Source organism: Psychrobium sp. 1_MG-2023 (assembly GCF_030689115.1).
Classification (GTDB): Bacteria; Pseudomonadota; Gammaproteobacteria; order Enterobacterales; family Psychrobiaceae; genus Psychrobium.
In genome coordinates this window covers 102,089-124,303 of record NZ_JAUYVJ010000008.1, presented here as the reverse complement: position 1 = coordinate 124,303, position 22,215 = coordinate 102,089, and the positions used below count along the sequence as shown (strand labels likewise).

24 protein-coding genes are annotated in these 22,215 nt (G+C 41.7%); 18 read left to right on the top strand and 6 right to left on the bottom strand.

Annotated features, from left to right (window positions below; all coding sequences use genetic code 11):
• Positions 1-26: 26 nt before the first annotated feature.
• The 3 genes from dnaG to rpsU form a co-directional block, all read right to left on the bottom strand.
• A complete protein-coding gene (dnaG, locus tag Q8W26_RS06245; RefSeq protein ID WP_305472745.1) occupies positions 27-1,802 on the bottom strand; it encodes a DNA primase in 1,776 nt (591 codons plus the stop codon).
• A 106-nt stretch (positions 1,803-1,908) separates the two neighbouring features.
• Complete coding sequence (locus Q8W26_RS06240) at positions 1,909-2,355, bottom strand: GatB/YqeY domain-containing protein (RefSeq protein WP_101214338.1); 447 nt, start codon at positions 2,353-2,355, stop codon at positions 1,909-1,911.
• A 27-nt stretch (positions 2,356-2,382) separates the two neighbouring features.
• Positions 2,383-2,598 (bottom strand): 30S ribosomal protein S21, encoded by a 216-nt coding sequence (gene rpsU / locus Q8W26_RS06235; protein ID WP_101214337.1) that lies wholly within the window; start codon positions 2,596-2,598, stop codon positions 2,383-2,385.
• A 184-nt stretch (positions 2,599-2,782) separates the two neighbouring features.
• Here rpsU and tsaD point away from each other — a divergent pair, with 184 nt between their 5' ends.
• Entirely contained in the window at positions 2,783-3,796 is a 1,014-nt protein-coding gene (tsaD, locus tag Q8W26_RS06230) for a tRNA (adenosine(37)-N6)-threonylcarbamoyltransferase complex transferase subunit TsaD (protein ID WP_101214336.1), read from the top strand.
• A gap of 44 nt (positions 3,797-3,840) precedes the next feature.
• Here the strand turns inward: tsaD and plsY are convergent, their stop codons facing one another.
• On the bottom strand, positions 3,841-4,461 hold the full coding sequence (gene plsY / locus Q8W26_RS06225; RefSeq protein WP_101214335.1) for a glycerol-3-phosphate 1-O-acyltransferase PlsY: 621 nt from the start codon (positions 4,459-4,461) through the stop codon (positions 3,841-3,843).
• Positions 4,462-4,715: 254 nt separating this feature from the next.
• Between plsY and folB the strand changes: the two genes are divergently transcribed.
• Genes folB through Q8W26_RS06210 form a run of 3 tightly spaced genes read left to right on the top strand, consistent with a single transcriptional unit; the run spans position 4,716 to position 6,366 of the window.
• Positions 4,716-5,072, top strand: coding sequence for a dihydroneopterin aldolase (gene folB, locus Q8W26_RS06220; RefSeq protein WP_305472743.1), 357 nt, complete (start codon positions 4,716-4,718; stop codon positions 5,070-5,072).
• Complete coding sequence (folK, locus tag Q8W26_RS06215; protein ID WP_101214333.1) at positions 5,072-5,569, top strand: 2-amino-4-hydroxy-6-hydroxymethyldihydropteridine diphosphokinase; 498 nt, start codon at positions 5,072-5,074, stop codon at positions 5,567-5,569. Before folB ends, folK begins: the two co-directional genes overlap by 1 nt.
• Positions 5,569-6,366 (top strand): undecaprenyl-diphosphate phosphatase, encoded by a 798-nt coding sequence (locus tag Q8W26_RS06210; RefSeq protein ID WP_305472741.1) that lies wholly within the window; start codon positions 5,569-5,571, stop codon positions 6,364-6,366. The genes folK and Q8W26_RS06210 overlap by 1 nt, the downstream gene beginning before the upstream one ends.
• A gap of 192 nt (positions 6,367-6,558) precedes the next feature.
• Here Q8W26_RS06210 and Q8W26_RS06205 read toward each other — a convergent pair whose 3' ends face one another.
• The gene (locus Q8W26_RS06205) at positions 6,559-7,764 is read right to left on the bottom strand and encodes a multifunctional CCA addition/repair protein (protein WP_305472739.1); all 1,206 of its coding nucleotides are present in this window, start codon (positions 7,762-7,764) and stop codon (positions 6,559-6,561) included.
• 135 nt (positions 7,765-7,899) lie between these two features.
• Between Q8W26_RS06205 and Q8W26_RS06200 the strand changes: the two genes are divergently transcribed.
• The 9 genes from Q8W26_RS06200 to Q8W26_RS06160 all read left to right on the top strand — a co-directional run bounded on the left by Q8W26_RS06200 (position 7,900) and on the right by Q8W26_RS06160 (position 17,961).
• Positions 7,900-9,501 (top strand): ExeA family protein, encoded by a 1,602-nt coding sequence (locus Q8W26_RS06200; protein ID WP_101214329.1) that lies wholly within the window; start codon positions 7,900-7,902, stop codon positions 9,499-9,501.
• A complete protein-coding gene (locus tag Q8W26_RS06195; RefSeq protein WP_305472736.1) occupies positions 9,501-10,172 on the top strand; it encodes a general secretion pathway protein GspB in 672 nt (223 codons plus the stop codon). The genes Q8W26_RS06200 and Q8W26_RS06195 overlap by 1 nt, the downstream gene beginning before the upstream one ends.
• Before the next feature lie 100 nt (positions 10,173-10,272).
• Complete coding sequence (locus tag Q8W26_RS06190; protein WP_101214327.1) at positions 10,273-11,340, top strand: YjgN family protein; 1,068 nt, start codon at positions 10,273-10,275, stop codon at positions 11,338-11,340.
• Entirely contained in the window at positions 11,340-12,347 is a 1,008-nt protein-coding gene (locus Q8W26_RS06185; RefSeq protein ID WP_305472734.1) for a M48 family metallopeptidase, read from the top strand. The genes Q8W26_RS06190 and Q8W26_RS06185 overlap by 1 nt, the downstream gene beginning before the upstream one ends.
• Positions 12,348-12,447: 100 nt before the next feature.
• Entirely contained in the window at positions 12,448-13,101 is a 654-nt protein-coding gene (lepB, locus tag Q8W26_RS06180) for a signal peptidase I (RefSeq protein WP_305472733.1), read from the top strand.
• 115 nt (positions 13,102-13,216) lie between these two features.
• Positions 13,217-14,224, top strand: coding sequence for an extracellular solute-binding protein (locus tag Q8W26_RS06175; RefSeq protein WP_101214324.1), 1,008 nt, complete (start codon positions 13,217-13,219; stop codon positions 14,222-14,224).
• 58 nt (positions 14,225-14,282) lie between these two features.
• Positions 14,283-15,914, top strand: a complete 1,632-nt coding sequence (locus Q8W26_RS06170) for an iron ABC transporter permease (RefSeq protein ID WP_305472731.1) — start codon at positions 14,283-14,285, stop codon at positions 15,912-15,914.
• Complete coding sequence (locus Q8W26_RS06165) at positions 15,911-16,954, top strand: ABC transporter ATP-binding protein (protein WP_370694267.1); 1,044 nt, start codon at positions 15,911-15,913, stop codon at positions 16,952-16,954. Before Q8W26_RS06170 ends, Q8W26_RS06165 begins: the two co-directional genes overlap by 4 nt.
• 83 nt (positions 16,955-17,037) lie before the next feature.
• Positions 17,038-17,961 (top strand): Dyp-type peroxidase, encoded by a 924-nt coding sequence (locus tag Q8W26_RS06160; protein ID WP_101214321.1) that lies wholly within the window; start codon positions 17,038-17,040, stop codon positions 17,959-17,961.
• 26 nt (positions 17,962-17,987) lie between these two features.
• Here Q8W26_RS06160 and argR read toward each other — a convergent pair whose 3' ends face one another.
• Complete coding sequence (gene argR / locus Q8W26_RS06155) at positions 17,988-18,458, bottom strand: transcriptional regulator ArgR (protein ID WP_101214320.1); 471 nt, start codon at positions 18,456-18,458, stop codon at positions 17,988-17,990.
• A 396-nt stretch (positions 18,459-18,854) separates the two neighbouring features.
• Between argR and mdh the strand changes: the two genes are divergently transcribed.
• From mdh to Q8W26_RS06130, 5 genes are all read left to right on the top strand, one after another.
• Positions 18,855-19,790: a malate dehydrogenase gene (gene mdh / locus Q8W26_RS06150; RefSeq protein WP_101214319.1), complete on the top strand. Its 936-nt coding sequence runs from the start codon at positions 18,855-18,857 to the stop codon at positions 19,788-19,790.
• 169 nt (positions 19,791-19,959) lie between these two features.
• On the top strand, positions 19,960-20,427 hold the full coding sequence (locus Q8W26_RS06145; protein WP_101214318.1) for a type II secretion system protein: 468 nt from the start codon (positions 19,960-19,962) through the stop codon (positions 20,425-20,427).
• The gene (locus tag Q8W26_RS06140) at positions 20,417-20,971 is read left to right on the top strand and encodes a prepilin-type N-terminal cleavage/methylation domain-containing protein (protein WP_101214317.1); all 555 of its coding nucleotides are present in this window, start codon (positions 20,417-20,419) and stop codon (positions 20,969-20,971) included. The genes Q8W26_RS06145 and Q8W26_RS06140 overlap by 11 nt, the downstream gene beginning before the upstream one ends.
• Positions 20,971-21,762: a prepilin-type N-terminal cleavage/methylation domain-containing protein gene (locus Q8W26_RS06135; protein WP_101214316.1), complete on the top strand. Its 792-nt coding sequence runs from the start codon at positions 20,971-20,973 to the stop codon at positions 21,760-21,762. The genes Q8W26_RS06140 and Q8W26_RS06135 overlap by 1 nt, the downstream gene beginning before the upstream one ends.
• Positions 21,752-22,189, top strand: a complete 438-nt coding sequence (locus tag Q8W26_RS06130; RefSeq protein ID WP_153071493.1) for a type II secretory pathway protein — start codon at positions 21,752-21,754, stop codon at positions 22,187-22,189. Before Q8W26_RS06135 ends, Q8W26_RS06130 begins: the two co-directional genes overlap by 11 nt.
• Positions 22,190-22,215: the final 26 nt, after the last annotated feature.

The window sequence follows — 22,215 nt, the reverse complement described above, 5'->3', positions numbered from 1 at the left end:
GCTTTGTAGCAAAGCGGCTAGTCAAGTTATTGCTCATTTGCGATTAATTGTGCATATTCTTGACGCTCTTCACTGGTTAAGCCTTCGACACGAGACTTATGTGCTAACTGCTCGAGACGTAATTCAAGGTGCTTATTAATTATTTGCACAATAGTATCGACAAAATGTGATTGTAAGTTCTCATCGACGACATCGTGTTGCCAACTTGCAAGCTTAAGCAGTGCGTTATATTCATCTTTCCCACGCCAACGTTCTAGTAATTGAGCGGCGTTGATCGTTGGCTGTTGATGAACTTCATCAATGAGTTGTTGTAATAGTTCAGTGCCTTTGAGTTTTATCTGATCAAGACGTGGCATACCATCTAAGGTCATCGCCAAATTTGGGTGTTGCACTAAAATGCCGATAGCTTGTCGTACGATCGAGCCACGACTAGCTTTTTTTCGTTTTGTTTTAACTGGTGATTCGGGTTCCGCTTGAATAAAGCGCTCTAGTGAGCTCGCTTCCATACCTAAATACTTGGCTAATTTTTCTTTCATCATCTGCTGAAAAACGCCATCACTGATGCTGTTGACCATCGGCAGCGCAAGGTTAGCAAGCTTTGAGCGACCATCTTCTGAGTCCATTTCCACTTGACTGATAAGGTTATCAAATAAAAATTGTGACAGAGGCATCGCTTGATCGACTAAGGCGACAAACTCTTGCTCGCCAAGTTGGCGGATCATCGAATCTGGATCTTCACCATCAGGTAGAAACATAAACTTAATTTGGCGGCCATCCTTTAATTGTGGCAGGGAGTTTTGCAAGGTTCGCCATGCTGCATCTCGGCCCGCGCGGTCACCGTCATAACAACAAATGATTTCGCTTGTGTTACGAAACATCAGTTGAATTTGCTCACTGGTTGTTGACGTGCCAAGGGAGGCCACTGCCCAGCTGACACCATGTTGTGCTAGTGCCACTACATCCATATAACCTTCAACGACTAATAAGCGTTTAAGGTCGCGATTGGCTTGTTTGGCCTCAAAGAAACCATAAAGCTCAAAACCTTTATGGAAAATAGGGGTCTCAGGTGAGTTTAAATACTTAGGCGTTGAGTCGTCTATGACTCGGCCACCAAAACCAATCACACGACCACGGCGGTCGCGAATAGGAAATATCACTCGATGACGAAAACGATCGTAAATACGACCTTTTTCATTTTTTATTAAGACACCCGTATCGAGAAGTTGTGCTTGGCGTTGGGTATTTAAAATGCCATTTACTTTACAGAACTTATCTAATACAACTTGCCAATCATCTGGTGAATAACCAATACCAAAACGTTTAGCAATTTCGCCACTTAAACCACGGTTTTTTAAATATTCAACAACAGCTTCACTGTTCTTATTTGTTTTTAATTGTTGAATAAAAAACTGTGAGACTTGAGACATTAGCTCATAATAATCGAGTTTCTGTTGTTTCTCGATACTGTATTGCTGGGCTGTTTTCTGGTTATCGTTACTTTCTTCGCGTGGTACATCAAGGTTATATAATGAGGCGAGTTCTTCTATGGTGTCGACAAAATCGAGGCGATCATACTCCATTAAGAAGGAAATAACGTTGCCGCTAGCGCCACAACCGAAGCAATGATAAAACTGTTTGTCTTGGCTGACATGAAAAGAAGGGCTCTTTTCACCATGAAATGGACAGCAGGCGACATAGCTTTTTCCTGCTTTTTTTAACTTCACTCGTGAATCAATTAGATCAACGATATCGGTACGAGCGATTAAGTCATCAATAAATTGTCGAGGGATGAGTCCAGCCATGAACGGGTACCAAGTTAAATAATTTTATCCTAGAAACAAATAAGCCGTGCGGAGCACGGCTTATTCAGCATTAGCATGATACCGGAGCATCAAAGGTAAGTCGGGTTTAGCCAGCAAAAGCTGCTTTAATTAAACCACTGATTTTACCTAGGTCAGCGCGACCTTGAACCTGAGGTTTGAGGATAGCCATAACTTTCCCCATCTCTTGCATTGAAGTCGCACCAGTTTGTGCAATTGCATCTTTAATCAGAGCGTCGATTTCATCGCTCGTTAGTGGTTTTGGAAGAAACTCCTCAATCACTGTGATTTCTTGCAATTCAACATCGGCTAAATCTTGACGATTTGCTTCTTCATATTGTGCTGCTGCATCGCGGCGTTGTTTTACCATTTTAACAAGGATTGCTAATACTGCATCGTTGTCTAAAGTAATTTGCTCGTCGATTTCTCGTTGTTTAACGGCAGCAAGAGCCATACGGATAGTAGAAAGGCGTTGCTTTTCTTTAGCACGCATTGCTACTTTCATTTGCTCTTTTAGTTGCTCTAATAGGCTCATTGTCTAACTAATCCTAATTACTAGTGCTTAGTATAGACGTGTGCGACGAGCATTTTCACGGCTAAGTTTCTTAGCTAGACGCTTAGAAGCAGCTGCTTTAGCGCGTTTACGCTCAGTCGTTGGCTTTTCATAGTGCTCACGACGACGTACTTCAGATAAGATACCTGCTTTTTCACATGAGCGTTTGAAACGACGTAGTGCTACGTCAAATGGTTCGTTTTCTCTAACTTTAACTATTGGCATTTGCCTTTCACCTTCAAGGTTGTTTCATTAAGCCAATTGCAAATAATTTGCAGGGCTGTCAAATTTTGGTGCGCTATTTTAATCTGAACATGGCGCGCTTGTAAAGAAAGATCATAACAAGCTGCAAAATTATTTTGCTAAAGGTACAATTGACCTCACGTAAAATAGATCAAGCTCAGTAAATATGCGAATTTTAGGAATCGAAACCTCTTGTGATGAAACGGGAGTAGCCATTTATGATGATCAAGAAGGATTGCTGGCTCATCAACTATACAGTCAAGTTAAACTACATGCCGATTACGGCGGAGTTGTGCCAGAACTTGCTTCAAGAGATCACTCACGCAAGATAATTCCGTTAATTCGCGAAACGCTCAAACAAGCTAATTGTAGCAAAGATGACCTTGATGGCATAGCTTATACTGCTGGACCGGGACTGGTCGGGGCATTATTAGTCGGTGCATCAGTGGCACGTTCTTTGGCATACGCTTGGGATAAGCCAGCGGTGGCGGTTCATCACATGGAAGGCCACTTACTCGCGCCGATGCTCGAAGATGAAGTGCCAGAATTTCCATTTATCGCGTTATTAGTCTCTGGTGGCCACACGCAATTAGTGCGTGTCGATGGCATTGGTCAATATGAAGTGATGGGCGAGTCAATCGATGACGCCGCCGGTGAAGCGTTTGATAAAACGGCTAAATTGCTAGGTTTAGATTATCCGGGAGGTCCTCGTTTATCAAAACTTGCCGAACAAGGTGATAGCTCTCGCTTTACATTCCCACGCCCAATGACTAATAAACCAGGACTTGATTTTAGCTTTAGTGGGCTTAAAACCTTTGCGGCAAATACGATTGCTGCAGAAGGGGATGATGAGCAGACACATGCTGATATCGCTCGTGCCTTTGAAGATGCAGTGGTTGATACGTTAGCGATTAAGTGTAAGCGTGCTTTAAAAGAAACAGGGCTTAAACGTTTGGTGATTGCAGGCGGTGTTAGCGCTAATCGTCACTTGCGGGAGCAACTTGAAGTGTTAATGAAATCACGTGGCGGTGAAGTGTTCTATCCACGTCATGAGTTTTGTGCTGATAACGGAGCGATGATTGCCTATGCAGGATTACAACGCTTAAAAGCAAATCAAACTGTTGGTTTAGAAATCAGTGCAACACCACGCTGGCCGATGGACACCTTACCGAGCGTTTAATTATAAGCGAGTTCGTTTAACAAAATAAGCCACTATTAAGTGGCTTATTTTTTGTCTTCATCTTTGTCTTTGTTAAACTTTTTCCAAACCGTGGGCTCTTCACCTTTAAGTAGGCGCATGATGTTAGGGTGGTGCCTGATAATAATTAGCACGCACAGCATAGTTACCGGAAGGGTATAGTCAGGCTTTATTGCATAAGTAAAGAGAGGTGCGAGTATGGCGGCACAAATGGCAGCAAATGAGGAATAGCCTGTCACTATAAGTGCAACTAGCCACGATCCTAATAGCAATCCTGTTAAATCTAATCCGATGGGAAGAATAGAACCAAGCGCGGTAGCAACACCTTTACCCCCTTTAAACTCAAAGAATATTGGGAAAATATGCCCCAAGCAAGCGGCAATTGCGACTATTCCAAGGCTAACTGGCGGTAAATCGAGAAAATAAGAGCACCAAACTGGGATCGTGCCTTTTAACAAGTCACCCACTAATACTAAGACCGCGGGTATTGGACCGCCGATGCGTAATACATTGGTTGTGCCTGGATTACCAGAACCATGCAGGCGCGGATCAGGTAGCTTATAGACACGCGAGACGATGACCGCACTAGACAGTGAGCCGGACAAGTAGGCTAAGATCAGCATTAAAATGGTTAAAGGGATAATCATGCTAATAACTCTTGTTTAACATGCTAAAGGTTCTTACTCATTTGGTGGCTGTTTTCCTAATCAAAATACGCTATATTAGCGCCGCATTATCGTACGCGTTTATTATCATGCTGTAAAATTACTGCATTTATAAACTAATCATACGCTTTGGTGCTTTAAAAAGGTATCCGACCTTTATTAAGTATCTCGTTATTATTAAATCAATTAATACGTATTTCGTATGAACCTCGTATTAATAACAACAGAGAATTTTTATGGATTTAGTCTTTATCAAGCAATTAACCGTTGAAACCACCATTGGTGCTTACGATTGGGAAAAAACCATTAAGCAAACGTTGTTACTAGATATCGAGATGGCTTGGGATAATACAGCGCCTGCGGAACATGATGATTTAACCAAAGCGTTAGATTATGCCACGGTCTCTCAGCGTTTAACGACGTGGCTCAGTGAGCAGAAAATTGAACTTATTGAAACTGTTGCCGAACGTGTAGCGGCAATTTTACTTGATGAGTTTGCCATTACGTGGCTGCGTTTAACCGTACATAAACCCGATGCTGTATCCAATGCTGCTGGCGTTGGAGTGACCATTGAACGCGGAGTTAAGGTTTAATGTCGCAAATTTATATTAGTATCGGCAGTAACATTGAGCGGACACATCATGTCCGTCAGGGAATCGCCGCGATTAAAGCTATTTGTGATGAGTTTACCGTGTCAGCGGTTTATGAAAGTGAGTCTGTCGGTTTTGATGGCAGTAACTTTTATAACTTAGTTTGTGGCGGCATTACAGCGTTAAGTGTTGAGCAAGTCACCAGCTTATTGCGCCAGATTGAAGTTGATAATGGGCGCGATCGCACAGCCAAGAAGTTTAGTTCAAGAACACTCGACCTTGACCTGCTGATATACGATGACTTGATTATTGATGTGCCAGCGCAACTACCGCGTGATGAAATTGATAAAAATGCTTTTGTATTATGGCCATTAGCAGAAATTGCCCCAAACGCGGTTCACCCTGTGTTAAAACAAAGTTATGCACAATTATGGGCTAACTACGAAAAAGAACAACAATCGTTATGGACGATTGATTTTGATTGGAAAGGAATTATTTAATGTCGACTTTAGAAATCTGGGTATTATCGCTAATTCAGGGTTTTACTGAGTTTTTACCTATCTCGAGCTCTGCTCACCTTATTTTGCCATCTCAAATTTTAGGTTGGAATGATCAAGGATTAGCCTTTGATGTTGCTGTGCATTTAGGTACGCTGTTAGCGGTTATTATCTACTTCCGTAAAGAAGTGGGCACGTTACTAGTGGCTTGGTTTGGTTCGCTTGGCGGTACGCACAACGGTGAAAGCCGCTTAGCGTGGTGGATTATCGTTGGTACGATTCCAGCAGGTTTATTTGGCTTATTTGCTAAAGATTTAATTGAGCTGTATTTACGTAGCGCGTGGGTTATCGCTGGTACAACCATTGTTTTTGGTTTATTACTGTGGTGGGTTGATGTTAAAGCGAAACAAGTGAAAGACGAGTACCAGCTGACATTATCAAATGCTATTTTTATTGGTATGGCGCAAGCGTTGGCACTGATTCCAGGGACGTCGCGTTCAGGTATTACGATGACCGCGGGCTTAATGCTTGGTTTAACCCGTGAAAGTGCAGCACGTTTTTCATTCTTACTATCCATTCCTGTGATTATCATGAGTGGTGGTTATACCGCGTTAGGCTTCTTAGATGAAGGTGTAACGGTTAACTGGAGTGAACTGGGCTATGGGGCTGTATTATCATTCGTCGCGGCTTATATCTGTATTACCTTCTTCCTCAAAGTGATTAGTAAAATGGGCATGTTACCATTTGTTATCTATCGCTTATTATTAGGCGCTGGTTTGATTGCATTCTTGATGTGGTAATGCACTGCTGTTGTCAGTGAGCTATAGATTGAGCCCTCATTTATGAGGGCTTTTTTGTGTGATGTCGTTAATCATCGCTGCCTTGAGAGTGTTTTTATTCAGGACCTCGCTGTTGATGCTGAATGGACTGAGGTCCCGGTTAAAAGCGTGCCGAAGCGACGAGAAGAAAGTGTCGCCACTACTGATAGGCGTTTAGCTTATTGCTTCAACCCGTGCCTTAAACAATGCCTCTTTAATCGCTGGCCCTTTAATGCCAGAGGCTAGAATATCTTTAATCTCCACCTGACTGGCACGTTGATAATACTGCTGCATGGTATGACGCTGTGGATAGGGGCTGTCTTCAAAGTTTAAGCGACCTCTGGCATCGGCTTCACATGCAAGTAAAAACTGCTCAAAACGTTGTGGTTTACGCCATGCATCTAGCTTATCAAACAACTTAATGATGGTGTCTTTACGCATTTCATCACAGCGGTGAATTTTACAATGATGATCGCTCACTAACAGGCTTAAATCGCGATGTAGGTTGGGCACTCGCATGCGTTGACAAAACTGCTTGATTAGCGGCAAACCTTTCTGACCGTGACCATGGTGAGAGGGCCACAAGCTTGGGTTCGTCAGCCCCTTACCTAAGTCGTGAATTAACGCGGCAAAACGAATTTCGACATCGTCGGTTAATTTAGCCGCTTGCTCAACCACCATTAACGTGTGAATACCACTATCGATTTCAGGGTGCCATTTAGCCGGGTTTGGTACACCAAACAGCTTATCAAGTTCTGGAAATAATACGGCGAGTGCACCACAGTCACGTAACACGCTAAAGTAAACTTGTGGGGATGACGTTGCCAAAGCTAGTGCTGTTTCTTGCCACACACGCTCAGGGGTTAGGTGGTCTAACTCGCCTTGTTGGCTTAGTTCAGTCATTAAGGCCATGGTTTCTGGCGCTATGGAGAAGCCTAAATGAGCAAAGCGAGCGGCAAATCGTGCTACTCGCAATACCCGCAAGGGGTCTTCACTAAAAGCAGGGGATATATGGCGCAGGATTCGATCGTTTAGGTCTTGTTGACCATTGAATGGATCAAATAGCTCACCGTCATGGTTTTGTGCGATAGCATTGATGGTTAAATCACGACGAATGAGATCTTGTTCTAAGGTGACATCTGGTGCGCTGTAAACGTCAAAGCCCGTATAGCCATGCCCAGACTTTCGTTCTGTACGAGCTAGTGCGTGCTCTTCTTTGCTCTTAGGATGTAAAAATACCGGAAAGTCTTTGCCTACTTGTTGGTAGCCTAAGTCGAGCATTTGCGTGGGCGTTGCGCCAACCACAACCCAATCTCGGTCTTTAACATTAAGTTGTAATAATTGATCGCGAACGGCGCCACCGACAAGATAGATATCCACTATAAGCCCTATAAAGTTATTGTATAGCTAGTATATCAGTTGATGGTTGAGATTTGGATCTTTGACTTTTCAGTGCTGACTGATTATTTTAGTAGCGTTTTTAGCTCATGCTGTCATTTTTAAGGATATCTGCTCATGTATCAGGCTTTTTATGGCCTCAATGAGGCGCCATTTTCTATTGCGCCCAATCCAAAATATTTATTTTTAAGTCAGCAGCACCAACAAGCGATTAGTCATTTGCAGTATTGCCTTAATGAAGGCGGTGGCTTTGTGTTACTGACAGGGGAAGTGGGCACAGGTAAAACCACGTTAGCGCGTTCGTTGTTAGCATCATTACCTGAACAGACGGATATTGCGTCTATTTTAAACCCGACGTTAAGTGAACTGGAGCTTTTAGCAACCTTATGTGATGAGCTTAATATTGCTTATGACAATGAACCTACACTTAAGCAGCTAACTGATTTATTAAGTACGTTTTTATCTAAAAATCATCAAGCGGGTCGTAATACCTTGTTGGTGATTGATGAAGCGCAGCATTTAAAAAGTGAAGTGCTTGAGCAATTACGTTTATTAACTAACTTAGAAACCGATCATAAAAAGCTATTGCAAGTGGTGTTGATTGGCCAGCCTGAGTTGCAACAACAATTAAAACAGGCACACTTGCGTCAGTTAGCGCAGCGGATTACCGCAAGGTATCACTTAACGCCATTAACCAGTGATGATGTGAGTGCGTATATTGCACATCGTTTACGCATTGCTGGACGTGATAGCGCGTTATTTAATAAAAAAGCCTGTAACTATATTCATCAGCTTAGCAAAGGCATACCAAGAATTATAAATGTGATGTGCGATAAAGCACTATTGCAAGCTTACGGTGAACAACTAACGGACATTGGTAAAAAAACAATTGCTGACATTGCGAAAGATGTTATAGCGATTGATGAGGTTTCGCCACCAGTGTCTTCATGGCGTGTACCTGTCGCATTAAGCGGTGTCACATTTGCCGTAGGTTTTGCGCTTACCGCTTGGCTCTATGCTAGTTCGGTGACAGGGGATACAACGACATCATCATTGACCCATGGTGCCCCTACTGTGCAACATGAGAATGTGCCATCAGTTGAACAGAAGATAGCATTAGAGCAGCAGCTTTTACCGCTATTAACTGGAGCAACACTAAAACAAAATGCCTTTTCTGCACTCATGGGGGTATGGGGAACAGCTGAAGGGGCAGGTACTTCGCCTTGTCAGTCAGCACTAAACTATGGTTTACGTTGTCATTCAGGTTCTGGTTGGCGTGAACTTTTAGAATATAACCACCCAGCAAAGATTACGATTAACGTTAAAGGGAATGTATATCATGGTGTGGTGCTGTCGCTAGACGAGTCATCAGCACGGGTTCAGTTTAATCAAAACCAGTTCTCGATTCCTAAACAATGGCTTGTTGAGCATTTAGCTGGTGACTTTACTCTGTTATGGCAACCTGAAACGGCTTTTAATCAAAGTTTACGTCTCAACAGTCGCGGTGATGAAGTAGCGACGTTGTCACGACAGCTCAATCAGTACTATCAAGTGAATAACGCTGCATCAGCAGTATTTGATTATGCGCTAGAGTCTTTAGTAAAGCGTTTTCAACAAGAGCACCAATTGACCGTTGATGGCATTGCTGGTGCAAAGACCTTATTAAAATTACAGGTGGCGATGAAACAACAAAGCCACATGCTACAGGTGGTGCGATAATGAGCTCTCAAATAAACCCATGGTGGTCACTTCCGGTGATTACGCTTGTTGTTGGTTGTGTTAGTGGTTATGCATTTGTCGATTTGATGTTAATTGATGAAGCTAGGCAGCAAACGGCAGTGAGTGCTCCCCCGCAAGTCAAAGTCAGTTCATATAGCACTGTAGAATCCAATCAGGTGGAAAACTATGAGCTCGCTGTTGAGCAAGTGGCCTTGCCACCCCCACCTGTTTATCAGCCTCGTTTAACGGCGAAGGTGGTTAATCAACAAGTTGTTGTTAGCAATGATTCATCAAAATTAATGCCTGCGACAACGACAAAAAATTCTAAAGCTCCTGAGCAAGTAATCGATCCTTCGTCACAACTTGCGCAACGGTTCAGTAAAGTATTAGCTGAAATGGAGCAGGACTCACAACAGCCAAAAGCAAAGCTACATGCACAGCCATTGGCGCAATATCCACAGTGGTATCAAAACTTAGTCCCAGAGCTTGAGTTTAGCTCACACATTTATGCCAGTGATATCAATGAGCGTTGGGTTAGGGTGAATAACCAAGTGGTTAAACAGGGGGAGTTAATTAACGCCTCTATGCGCTTAATTGCTATTGAGCCACAACAGGTGGTGATTGAAATGCAACAGCGTCAATTTACCTTGCCTGCATTAAGCAGCTGGTAGTGCTTTATTAAGAATCATTCTTAGTAACCTTTTAATATTATAAATCGCTGCTATACTAACGTCGCATTTTTAATCAATTGATATAACAGGAATAACTATTATGGAAAATAGTGATGTTTCAACAGCATCGACCACAACAACCCCGGTCGTTTTTACAGGCAAGGCAGGTGAGTTTTTTGGTATTTGGCTAGTAAATATTTTACTCAGCATAGTAACGTTAGGTATTTATTCTGCGTGGGCTAAGGTTCGTACACTGCAATATTTTTATGGTAATACGTCGATTGATAACCATAATTTCTCTTACTTAGCGACACCAATGCAGATATTAAAAGGGCGCATTCTTGCTGTGATTTTATTTGCAGTCTATACGCTAACAACTCAATTTCTACCAATGGTCGGTTTAGCGGTGATTGTGGCGGTATTGTTTTTAATGCCGTGGTTAATTAACCAAAGCTTGCGCTTTAATAGTCGGATGACGAGTTATCGTAATGTTCGTTTTGCCTTTAAGGGGAGTTATGGGTATGCGCTGTTATACTTCATTATCTTACCTATCTTATCTGTATTCACCTTATATTTACTTTTGCCTTGGGCGCTTAAGAAAATGGATGAATATATTTACTCAAACTTAAGCTATGGTGACAAGCCGCTTAAAACGAATATTTCAGCGGTTGAGTATTATTCGACTTCATTGATTGTTCTTGGTGTGAGCATAATGTTTGGTGTTGCTGTTTCTATCGCCGTTGGTGCAGGCGCTGTTGCTGGTGGCATGAGTGATGGTTTGAACCTTGATTCATTGATGAGCTTCGCAGGCGTGATTATGCTGGTTGTTTACTTAATTTTAATTAGTGTGATCAGCGCTATTTACCGTGCTCGTATCCGTAATCACATTTTTAATAACACAGAAATCGAAGGATTAACGACTTTTACTTCTAAAGTAAGTGTTAGTGAATATGCAATGCTTTTATTTGTTAATACGTTAGCTATTGTCTTTACCTTAGGGCTTGCCTACCCATGGACCGCAATTCGTCAGTCTGCTTATTTAGCCTCTGTCACCGAGCTAGAGATTGTTGATGGCGCGCAAGCGGTATTAGATACAATGGAAGAGCAGCAGTCATCATTTGCTGAAGAAGCCGCTGAAGTCTTTGATGTTGATATCGCATTAACCTAATGACGATGATACAAGGGACTTATTATTACCCAGCAAGCAGTAAGGCTGAGCAAGCCGAACTGCTTGTCAAGGAAGGGGTTGCACAACTTTTTTTAGTTGAGAAGCAACTTGATTATTCTGCGTCTAGCTTAAAAATTTCGTCAAGCATTCCCGGTGTAGCACAAGAAGTTGTCTTTGAGGATGGCGGTAAATTTGTTGCCGCAGATTCCAAGGCGCGCATTTATGCTAAACCTTCGATGCTTGAACGTTTAGAGTCGCATAAACCGCTGATTGCTTTTTCGATTGTCGGTGTGCCTTTGCTGTTATGGTTTTGTTTCGCCGTTGTAATGCCTCGAATGGCGGCAGCGAGTGTGGTGTTAGTGCCAGACGCTGTGAGCGAGACCATGGGGGAGCAAGCCTTTGATATCATCGAAGAGTTAATGCTCAAGCCTAGTGAGTTAGCTCAAGAACGTCAGCAGCAAGTGAAGCAGCAATGGCAAAGTGCATTAACGAGCTTAAATTTATCACCTGAAAAGTTTGTACTGCATGTGTATCGCAGTGATTATTTTGGGGCGAATGCATTTGCTTTGCCTAATGGTACTGTGGTGATCACTGATGACTTATTAAATCGTTTAGAAGATAACCCCGATGCGGTATTGGCAATCTTACTTCATGAGATTGGTCATGTTCAGCAGCAACATAGCTTACGTTTGATTGCTCAATCGGTGAGTAATGCCATTGTACTAGCGATGATCTTTGGCGATATTGATGGTATTGGTGAAATAATCATTGGTTCAGGATCAACCCTTGTGCAAAACGCCTTCTCTAGAGATATGGAGCGAGAAGCAGATAACTATGCACTTGAGCAATTAGTGGCTCTGGGTAAACCGACGACTGCATTTGCTGATGCAATGAGCAGTTTTAGTGAGCTTAAAAAGCAATCAAATGCTGATGTATTGCAATACTTGTCTACTCACCCCGAGATACAAGAGCGTATTGATAATGCTCTTAAGTTTAATAAAGAGTAACCTAACCTGAGGTAAGGTTAATTTTATTGGCTTATTGAACTTTTCAATTATTTAGCCCCCTAACTTACCAAATATACTGTTTGTTAAGTTAGGGACTAAGATGAATAAACTAAAAAAAACCATTAAAGAGAATCGAGGTTTTCTTCTATTTATATTATTAATGAGTGTATTTAGAAGTGCTGTAGCGGATTATAACAGTGTCCCGACAGGTTCGATGTTGCCAACGATTATTCCAGGTGATCAAATTGTCATTGATAAACTCGCCTATGATGTCAAAGTCCCTTTCATAAATCATTCATTAGTGCGCCTAAATGAGCCCAAGCGTGGCGAGATTGTTGTATTTGAATCAGCGGCAGCTGAAAGCCGCATGGTGAAGCGAGTCATTGGTGAGCCCGGTGATAAGGTGGCGTTAATTAATAATCGGTTAATAATCAACGGTCAAGCTGTCAGCTACGGGGTTGTTGGTGAGGATGCTGATATATTGCAGTTAACAGAACAGCTACCTAACTTAGATCATGAGATACAGGTTTATAGCCAAGGTGTGACAGAGTTAGACTCTTTTGGTGAGGTCGTTGTACCACAGGATAAATATCTAGTGTTAGGTGATAATCGACAGGATAGTGCAGATTCACGTGTTTATGGCTTTGTACCTCGCGATGAGATTATCGGACGTGCAACCAAGGTTTTAATATCTTTTAATTATCAACAATATTACGCGCCTCGCAATGAGCGTTCATTAATGCCACTAATCTAATTGTCCGTGTGGGGTTACATCAATAAATTGTTAACTATTTGTGATTAGCTCTTGCTAGTCACTGATAGTTCACTATAATGGCTGAAATGATAATAGTTATTATTTAGAGAGAAGTATGAAATCAATCATCGCAATCATTGCTGGTGCAATGTCTTTAGCTACCTCGGTCGCCGCTAGTGCGGAGCAGGTTAATATTTATTCTTACCGTCAATCATTTCTAATCGACCCTGTCGTTGAGCAATTCACTAAAGATACAGGTATTAAAGTTAATGTCGTTTTTGCTAAAAAAGGCTTAGCTGAGCGTTTAGAGCGTGAAGGTAAGTATACCAAAGCCGATTTAGTGTTAACCACTGACATCAGCCGCCTCATGGAACTCGAAGATAAAGGTTTGGTACAACCGGTCAATAGCAGCGTTATCAATAAAAATATTCCTCAGCACCTTCGTGATGATGGCAATGAGTGGTTTGCTTTAACGACTCGAGTTCGTAACATTTTTGCCTCTAAAGCGCGTGTTGGAAATATTGCGATTAGTTACGAAGACTTAGCGGACAAAAAATTTAGTGGTAAAATCTGTACTCGCAGTGGCAAGCACCCGTATACTGTGGCATTAATTGCTTCGATGATTGAGCATCATGGTTATGAAGGTGCTAAAACATGGCTAACAGGTTTTAAAGGCAACTTAGCACGTAAACCACAAGCTAATGACCGTGGCCAAATTAAAGCGATTGACCAAGGTCAGTGTGACATTGCCTTAGGTAATAGTTACTATTTTGGTAAGATGGTTAGCGATCCAAAGCAAAAGCCTGCGGCCGATTCGGTACATATTTTATTTCCGAACCAACAAGATCGCGGTGCCCATATTAACGTGAGTGGCATGGCACTAACTAAATATAGCCGTAATAAAGACGCGACAATCCAGTTAATGGAATATTTAACAGGTGAGCAAGCTCAACACATTTACGCTGAAGTGAATATGGAATACCCGGTTAATACTGCGGTTAAACCATCGACATTAGTAGCGTCTTGGGGTGATTTTAGCGCCGATAAATTAGCGATGAATAAAATTGCTGAAAATCGTAAGCTAGCACTTAAGCTATTAGATCAAGTGAAATTTGATCTATAATATTTTTTATTTCACCATCATCTATGGTGGATGTTTGGTGAAAGTATTTCTATAAACAATGTTTATTCAGTTAAATAAAAAATGGCCAGCTTTTAGCTGGCTTTTGTCATTATTAATCTTCATGCCGTTAATGGCAATTGTCTGGCAATCGTTTGGTGATGACCAAGCGGTGTTTAGTCATTTGTGGCAAACGGTTTTGCCACAATATCTCATTAATACCTTTCTGGTTGTATTTGGTGTTGCTTTTCTTTCCATGCTGATTGGTGTGCCCTTGGCATGGTTAGTCGCGATGTGCCAATTCCCAATGCGCGGTGTGTTTGTGTGGGCGCTATTGTTACCGTTAGCGATGCCCTCGTATGTGGTTGCTTTTATTTATACCGATCTGTTGGAATACGCCGGGCCTATTCAAAGCAGTTTGCGTGAACTCTTTGGCTGGAAAAACGCTCAGGATTATTGGTTCTTTGATGTTCGCACCGTCAATGGTGCAATCGTTATGTTAACCCTCGTATTATTTCCGTATGTTTTTTTATTGGCTCGTACCTCGTTTTTAGAGCAATCTCAGTCCTTGTTACAGTCTGCCCGAATGCTCGGTTGTTCTGCATGGCAAAGCTTTTATCGAGTGTCGTTACCACTCGCTCGTCCTGCCATTGCTGTATCCGTAGCGTTGGTTGCTATGGAAACATTAGCCGATTTTGCGGTTGTGCATTATTTTGCTGTGCCGACGTTAACCACTGCCGTTTATGACACGTGGGTAGGCTATGGCAGTTTGGCTGCTGCCGCAAGATTATCAGCCCTGATGTTAGCCTGTTTGTTTGTCTTAATCTCGCTTGAGCGTTTTGGCCGAAGTCAACAGAAAAACTATCAACGAACAACCGGTCAGGAGCAGATTAATCGTTATCAGCTAACTGGCGTTAAAGCGTATGCTGCAACGGGCCTTTGTATCTCAATATTTATGTTAGCGTTTGGTTTGCCGTTTATATTGTTGATTGACATGGCTATTGATTATTTTGAGCAGTCGTGGAACGATGAGTTTATTCAATACAGCATCAATAGCTTTTCATTAGCGGTTATTGTTTCTTTTATCTGTGTTGCAATAGGCATTTTATTAAGCTTCTTTAAACGATTATCTCAACATAAGTCGAGCTCTGTGCCTTCTAAAATTGCCAGTTCTGGTTATGCATTACCGGGCACTGTCCTAGCAATTGGGGTGTTGATCCCACTAAGTCTTTTTGACCATGCTATTAATGATCTATGGGAATACTTTGGTAAAGAAGGTCCAGGCTTAATATTATCCGGTACTTTATTCGCCATTGTTGCAGGTTATGTGGTGCGCTTCTCAGCCATAGCCATAGGCTCAGTTGAATCGAGTTTAAATAAAGTCACGCCATCCATTGATATGGTGAGTGTTACCTTAGGTATGTCACCATTAAAGATGTTATTTAAAGTTCATTTACCTCTTGTGCGAAAAGGGTGCTTTGCAGCGGCATTATTGGTGTTTATTGAATCGATGAAAGAGTTGCCAGCGGCATTATTACTACGCCCATTTGATTATGAAACCCTCGCGACATACGTTTATCAATTTGTATCTGATGAGCAATTAGAGCATGGTGCCCTAGCCGCCATTGTTATCGTCTTAGTCGGCTTAATTCCGTTAATTTTCTTAAACCGCTCTTTGGAGAAAGCGCAATAATGACTCAGTTAACTATTAATAACTTGGCTTGTGATTATAACGATCAATCGGTGATCAGCGAGTTATCATTGGCATTAGACAAGAATGAAATATTAGCTTTGTTAGGACCAAGCGGTTGTGGAAAGACAACATTGTTACGTAGTATTGCTGGTCTGCAGGCGGTGAGTGCGGGAGAGATCTATTTAGGTGATAAGTTGGTTAGTTCATCTAAAGTGATGCTTCCTAGTGAACACCGTAATGTGGGAATGATTTTTCAAGATTATGCACTGTTTCCTCACTTAACTGTAGAAAAAAACATTGCCTTTGGTTTAGGAAAACTGTCTAAGCAGGAACAGCAACAGCGTATTTCATCGATGCTCAGTCTTGTGAAACTTACGGACTTTGCACAGCGCTATCCGCACCAATTATCCGGTGGGCAGCAGCAACGTGTGGCCATTGCTAGGGCGTTAGCTTATCAACCTGATTTAATGTTATTGGATGAGCCATTTTCTAATATCGATAGTCAGTCTCGTGGCGAGATAATGATTGAGATCCGTCAAATTTTAAAGCAGCAGCAAGTCCCAGCAGTGTTTGTTACTCATAGTAAAGACGAAGCTTTTGCTTTCGCTGATAAACTCGCTATTTTTAATCAAGGGAAAATTGAGCAGATTGGAACAGCACAAACGCTATATCAAAATCCTGCGTCTCCTTATGTAGCAAACTTTATGGGTAAGGCTAATTACATTAAAATTAATGGCGTCAATGGTGAGCGAGTGATGACACGCCTTGGTGATATTGTCATTGATGATAAAACTATGCGTGAGCACCATTGCACAGTGATGCTACGTCCTGAACAGCTAAAATTATCTCACCAACAAGGTGGCGATTTCAAAGTAGAACATTGTTTTTTTAGTGGAAGCCATTGGGTGTATCGAGTACGTGATGAAAAAGATACTGCGTTAGCATTAGAAGTACACAGCAATGAGGAATTTGTTGTGGGGCAATCACTTGATGTTGGTGTCGAAGAGCATGCATTAGTTACTTTTAATATGGCTGGGTAGATAAAATATTTAGCAGGACTTTTCCTATTCTTGCTTGATAAGATAGAATATTCGATTATTCAAACATAAGACGGGGCGTCACCATGGCAAGAGAGCAAGCGGGTATTTGTGCGGAAGGGAATTTACACGGACAATATTTGCTGTTTGATTGTGTAGAAGGTCAAGAGCATGCAATTCGTGCTCAGTTAAGTGAGGTTAGTCATTACCTTGATGAAATGACCGAACTTTATAGTGATGTTGCCTTTTCCGCTTTTATTGCTGTCGGTGCAAATTACTGGGATGCATTATACCCCGACTCTCGCCCTGCTTTACTCAGACCTTTTCCTTCGTTAACCCATGGCGATCGTCATGCACCTGCATGTCCGTTCGATCTGTTCATTCAAATTCGTTGTGACCGCCAAGATATTAACTATATGGTAAGTCATGAGATTTGCTTAATGTTTGAAGATTTGGCAAATTTGGTTGAAGAGCTTAAAAGCTTTCGCTATTTAGACAATCGTGATTTAACTGGTTTTGTTGATGGCACTGAAAACCCGAAAGGGCTACATCGGCAAGAAGTGGCGCTAGTGAGCGATGACGATAAAGAGTTCCGTGGCGGCAGTTATATCCATATTCAGCGTTATCAGCATGACCTAAAGAAGTGGAATAATCTAAAGGTGAAAAAGCAGGAGGATATTATTGGTCGAACCAAACAGGAGAACCATGAGTATTCATCGTTTAATAAACCTAAAACGTCACATATTAGACGCACCAGTCTCAAAGATAATCAGGGTAAATCGTTAGAGATATTACGTCAGTCGATGCCTTACGGAGATATGAAAGAGCAAGGGTTGTTTTTTATTTCTTGTTGCCATACGCCGCTTAATTTTGAGTTGATGCTTCGCAGTATGATCGTAGGTGACAATAATGGGCATTATGATCATTTGTTGAAATATACACAGGCTGTCACAGGGGCGGCTTTCTTTGCCCCTTCAATGAGTTTTTTAAATAAAAAAGCCCATCAATGACGGGCTGCTATCGTTGGGGAGTTACGTTAAAGACTGACGTTAAATAATTCTTTAATCGTGTTTAACGTTTTATCTATCTCACTGACTTGGGCTGGCGCGATAAAAATAGTATCATCACCGGCAATGGTGCCGAGGATACCTTCGGTCTTACCGATAGAGTCGAGTAAGCGAGCAATTAATTGCGCGGCACCTGGGCTAGTACGAATCACGATCAATGAGTTATTATGGTCAAGATCGATAACAAGGTTCTTAAGGGGACTACTTGTCGTAGGGACACCTAGCTCGGCAGGTAAACAATAAACCATTTCTTGTTTAGCGTTGCGAGTGCGAACTGCGCCGAATTTGCTTAGCATACGGGATACTTTTGATTGATTAATACTTTCGAAACCAATCTCTTGTAATGCAAGAACAATATCGCCTTGTGATCCAAAACGTTCTTCTTTTAATAGCGCTTTAAAGGCTTTGATTAATTGGTCTTGTTTTTGCGAACTTCTCATGCTGTTCCAGTTATTTTTATTATTAAAGATACTATTCACTATTTTGCATAAAAATCTAAAATTATTCAATATTTATTTATTTGTTTGCATAAAACATTTTAGCCTTTATACTCCTGCATAGTTAGTACCATAATACGGTTGAAAATCATTCTCATCTTGTGATTGTAAACCTCAAATAAGTCTGTCACTAAAACGTTTGTTTTATTGAGGTATGGCTTAGCGTCAAAATTAGGGTATACTTTGGCGGAATTTTTATGGGCTAGTTCACATTATGATGTGATGATTTCTACCTATTAATCTCGTCTTTAGTCTGATAGTCATCTGGCGTTTTTAAGATTAAAGTAAGAGGAATGGGAGCTATCCTAAATTTATTATTAATCTCTGAGGGAGAAAGTTATGAAAGTTGCAGTATTAGGCGCAGCTGGCGGTATCGGCCAAGCACTAGGTTTATTATTAAAAACTCAATTACCAGCGGGTTCTGAATTATCTTTATATGATATTGCTCCTGTAACTCCAGGTGTTGCTGCTGACCTTAGCCACATCCCAACAGATGTAAAAGTAACTGGTTTTGGCGGTGAAGATTCAGCACCAGCACTTGAAGGTGCTGACGTTGTTCTTATCTCTGCTGGTGTTGCTCGTAAGCCTGGTATGGACCGTTCAGATCTTTTCAACATCAATGCTGGTATCGTTAAGAACCTAGTTGCTGTATGTGCTGACACTTGTCCTAAAGCCCTAATCGGTATTATCACTAACCCAGTTAACACGACAGTTGCTATCGCTGCTGAAGTATTAAAAGAGAAAGGTGTTTACGATCCTGCGCGTCTATTCGGTGTTACTACACTAGACGTTATCCGTGCTAATACGTTCGTTGCTGAAGCTAAAGGTTTAAACCCAGCTGATGTTGAAGTGCCAGTAATCGGTGGTCACTCTGGTGTGACAATTCTTCCTCTATTATCTCAGTCTGGTTCTGAGTTCACAGCTGAAGAAACTGCAGCATTAACAACTCGTATCCAAAACGCTGGTACTGAAGTTGTTGAAGCTAAAGCGGGTGGCGGTTCTGCTACACTTTCTATGGGTCAAGCGGCTGCTCGCTTTGGTCTATCTCTTGTTCGTGCCCTTAACGGCGAAGAAGGTGTTGTTGAGTGTACTTACGTTGAAGGTCCTGGTGAGAAAGCTCGTTTCTTCGCACAGCCTGTACGTTTAGGTAAAAACGGCGTAGAAGAAGTATTAAGCTACGGTGACCTAACTGACTTTGAAGCTGACGCATTAAATGGTGCGCTTGATACACTTAAAGGTGATATCGAGCTAGGCGAAAAATTCGTTAACGCTTAATCGTTAATTGTTAATTTGAGAAAGTGTCACCTAGTTATCTAGGTGGCACTTTTTTTTGTCTGAATAAAGAGGTTTATTTGCAGGCTAACTCCTTGCTATGATGGTAATAATACTTGGCGAGACTGACTTTGTGTTGGTCTGATAATTCATCAGGGTGGAATCGTTAGCAATGAAACGACAATCGGCATTCTCTATCGTCGAGCTGATCTTAGTTATTCTAATCGTTGGAGTACTGTCAGTGAGTATTGTGCCGCGTTTTTTTACCCAATCTGAAGTCGCTCATTATGCGATACGTGACCAATTTTTAGCACAGCTTCGTTTATTACAACTTCAAGCGATGAACCAACGTGGTGTCTGTAAGCGTTTAGTCGTGACGACAGAATATTTTGGTATCGAGCCAAATACCGATGCCACTTGTGGCTCGTTACCAAGTAGTGAACGGCGAATTGCCTTAGGTGATGTGGTAATCAAACCCACCGTTGGTAGTGTGACTTACCCGTTTTATCTTCATTTTAGTTCCCAAGGGTTAGCAACGACCGATAATACAGGTCTGTGTAGTGGCTGTAGTGTTGATATAGTTGGAGATGAAACCTTAACCGTGACAATCGAGTCACAGGGGTTTGTTCATGCGCTATAACCAACAAATACTAAAAATTAACCGTGGTTTTACCTTAGTTGAACTAATTATTGGCATTGTTGCTTTTGCAATTGCGATGACGCTATTAACTGGGCTTATTTTTCCACAGGTGCAACGTAGTGTTGATCCTATCTTTGAAATTCGTGCTACTAAATTAGCGAATACCTTGCTTAATGAAATTAGGGGTAAAGCATTTGATGAAAATTCCAATCCGGGCTTAGGATTGACGCGTTGTGGTGAATCAGGTGTCTTGTGTACTGCATCTGGTGACTTAGGTAGTGATGGTGAGTCTCGTGATGCCTATAATGATGTTGATGATTATCATGATTTTAAAATTACAGGCACGATGCTTTCTTCTAGCCTTAAATATGATGATCTTTATGTTAACTACTCACTTAAAGTCGAAGTGTTCTACGATAATGATTATGACGGTGTTAAAGATGCTGCATCAGTCACGGCAACTAATGTAAAATTGATTATGATTGATGTCACCTTACCTAATGATGATGTACTTTCCTTTGCCAGTTATCGAGGTAATTTTTGATGACACAGTGTAAACAGCGGGGGTTTTCGTTAATTGAGCTTATCATCGTCATTATCGTGTTAGCGATTGTTGGTGTCGGTACTACTTCTTTTGTCCGTTTTGGTTTTGAGGTTTATCAAGATACCGCAGGGCGAGATCGTCAAATTAGTGATAGCCGTTTTTTGATTGAGCGGTTAACGCGAGAGTTACGTAGTGCATTACCTAATAGCGTCAGAGTATCAAATGATGGAAAATGTGTTGAGTTTATGCCGATTGTTGCCAGCTCGAGTTATGTCGATATTCCAGTTGCGCCAGAAGCTGCGTCTGATCAAGTGACAGTGGTGAATAGTCAAATAACCGCAACTTGGCCCAGCCCAAAAATAATCGTTTATCCACTTAGAGCGGCAGATATCTACAGTAGCTCTAGTGGTACCAGCGGTAAAATTTTTGATATTAAATCTATCCCAACAAGTACGGATAATGTCATCACGTTAACGTTGGAAAATTCAGTGCGTTTTTTAAAGGAGTCACCGACAGAGCGGTATTTCATTGTTGAGGAGCCTGTTTCTTATTGTCAGGTAAACAATGAAAGAGTGATGCGATATCAGGGGTACTCTCCGGCGGTGGCGCAACCTGTACCGCCATCAGTGACGGGAGTGTTAATGGCCAAAGGGCAATCGAATGTAACGCCATTTACCTTACTTGATGCCACACTGGTTCGTAATGCCGTGGTGCAATTAAACTTTGAATTTAGCTACGAAGATGAAGTGCTAGAGTTATATAATGAGGTGCATGTTGTTAATGTTCCCTAAAAGAAGTATTCAACATCACCCTCGCTTGCTTAAGCAGCAAGGGAGTATGCTAGTGATTGCACTATTTGTGATTATTGTTTTAGCGTTTTTAGGCTTAGCGATCGTTCAAATATCAAGTGATAGTAGCCGAAGTATGGTGTATGAAGTGTATGGTGCAAGAGCATTTAATGCCGCGAACAGTGGCGTTGAACGTGCACTCAATGAAGTGTTAGGCCCCGGTGTTACACCGAGTTGCAGTTTAGCAACCCCAAGTTACAACATGCCTGATATTACAGGGTTTAGTGGTTGCTCAATTAACTTAACCTGTAATGAGTTTTCTGTGGTCGAGACGGGGTATACCCATTTTCGAATTACCAGTGAAGCGAGCTGTAGTGCGGGAGAGTTTGTGGTGCAGCGAAGTGTGGCTGTTGATGCACGTCATAAGTAACTATAATTCATGAGTTATTCCTTCTT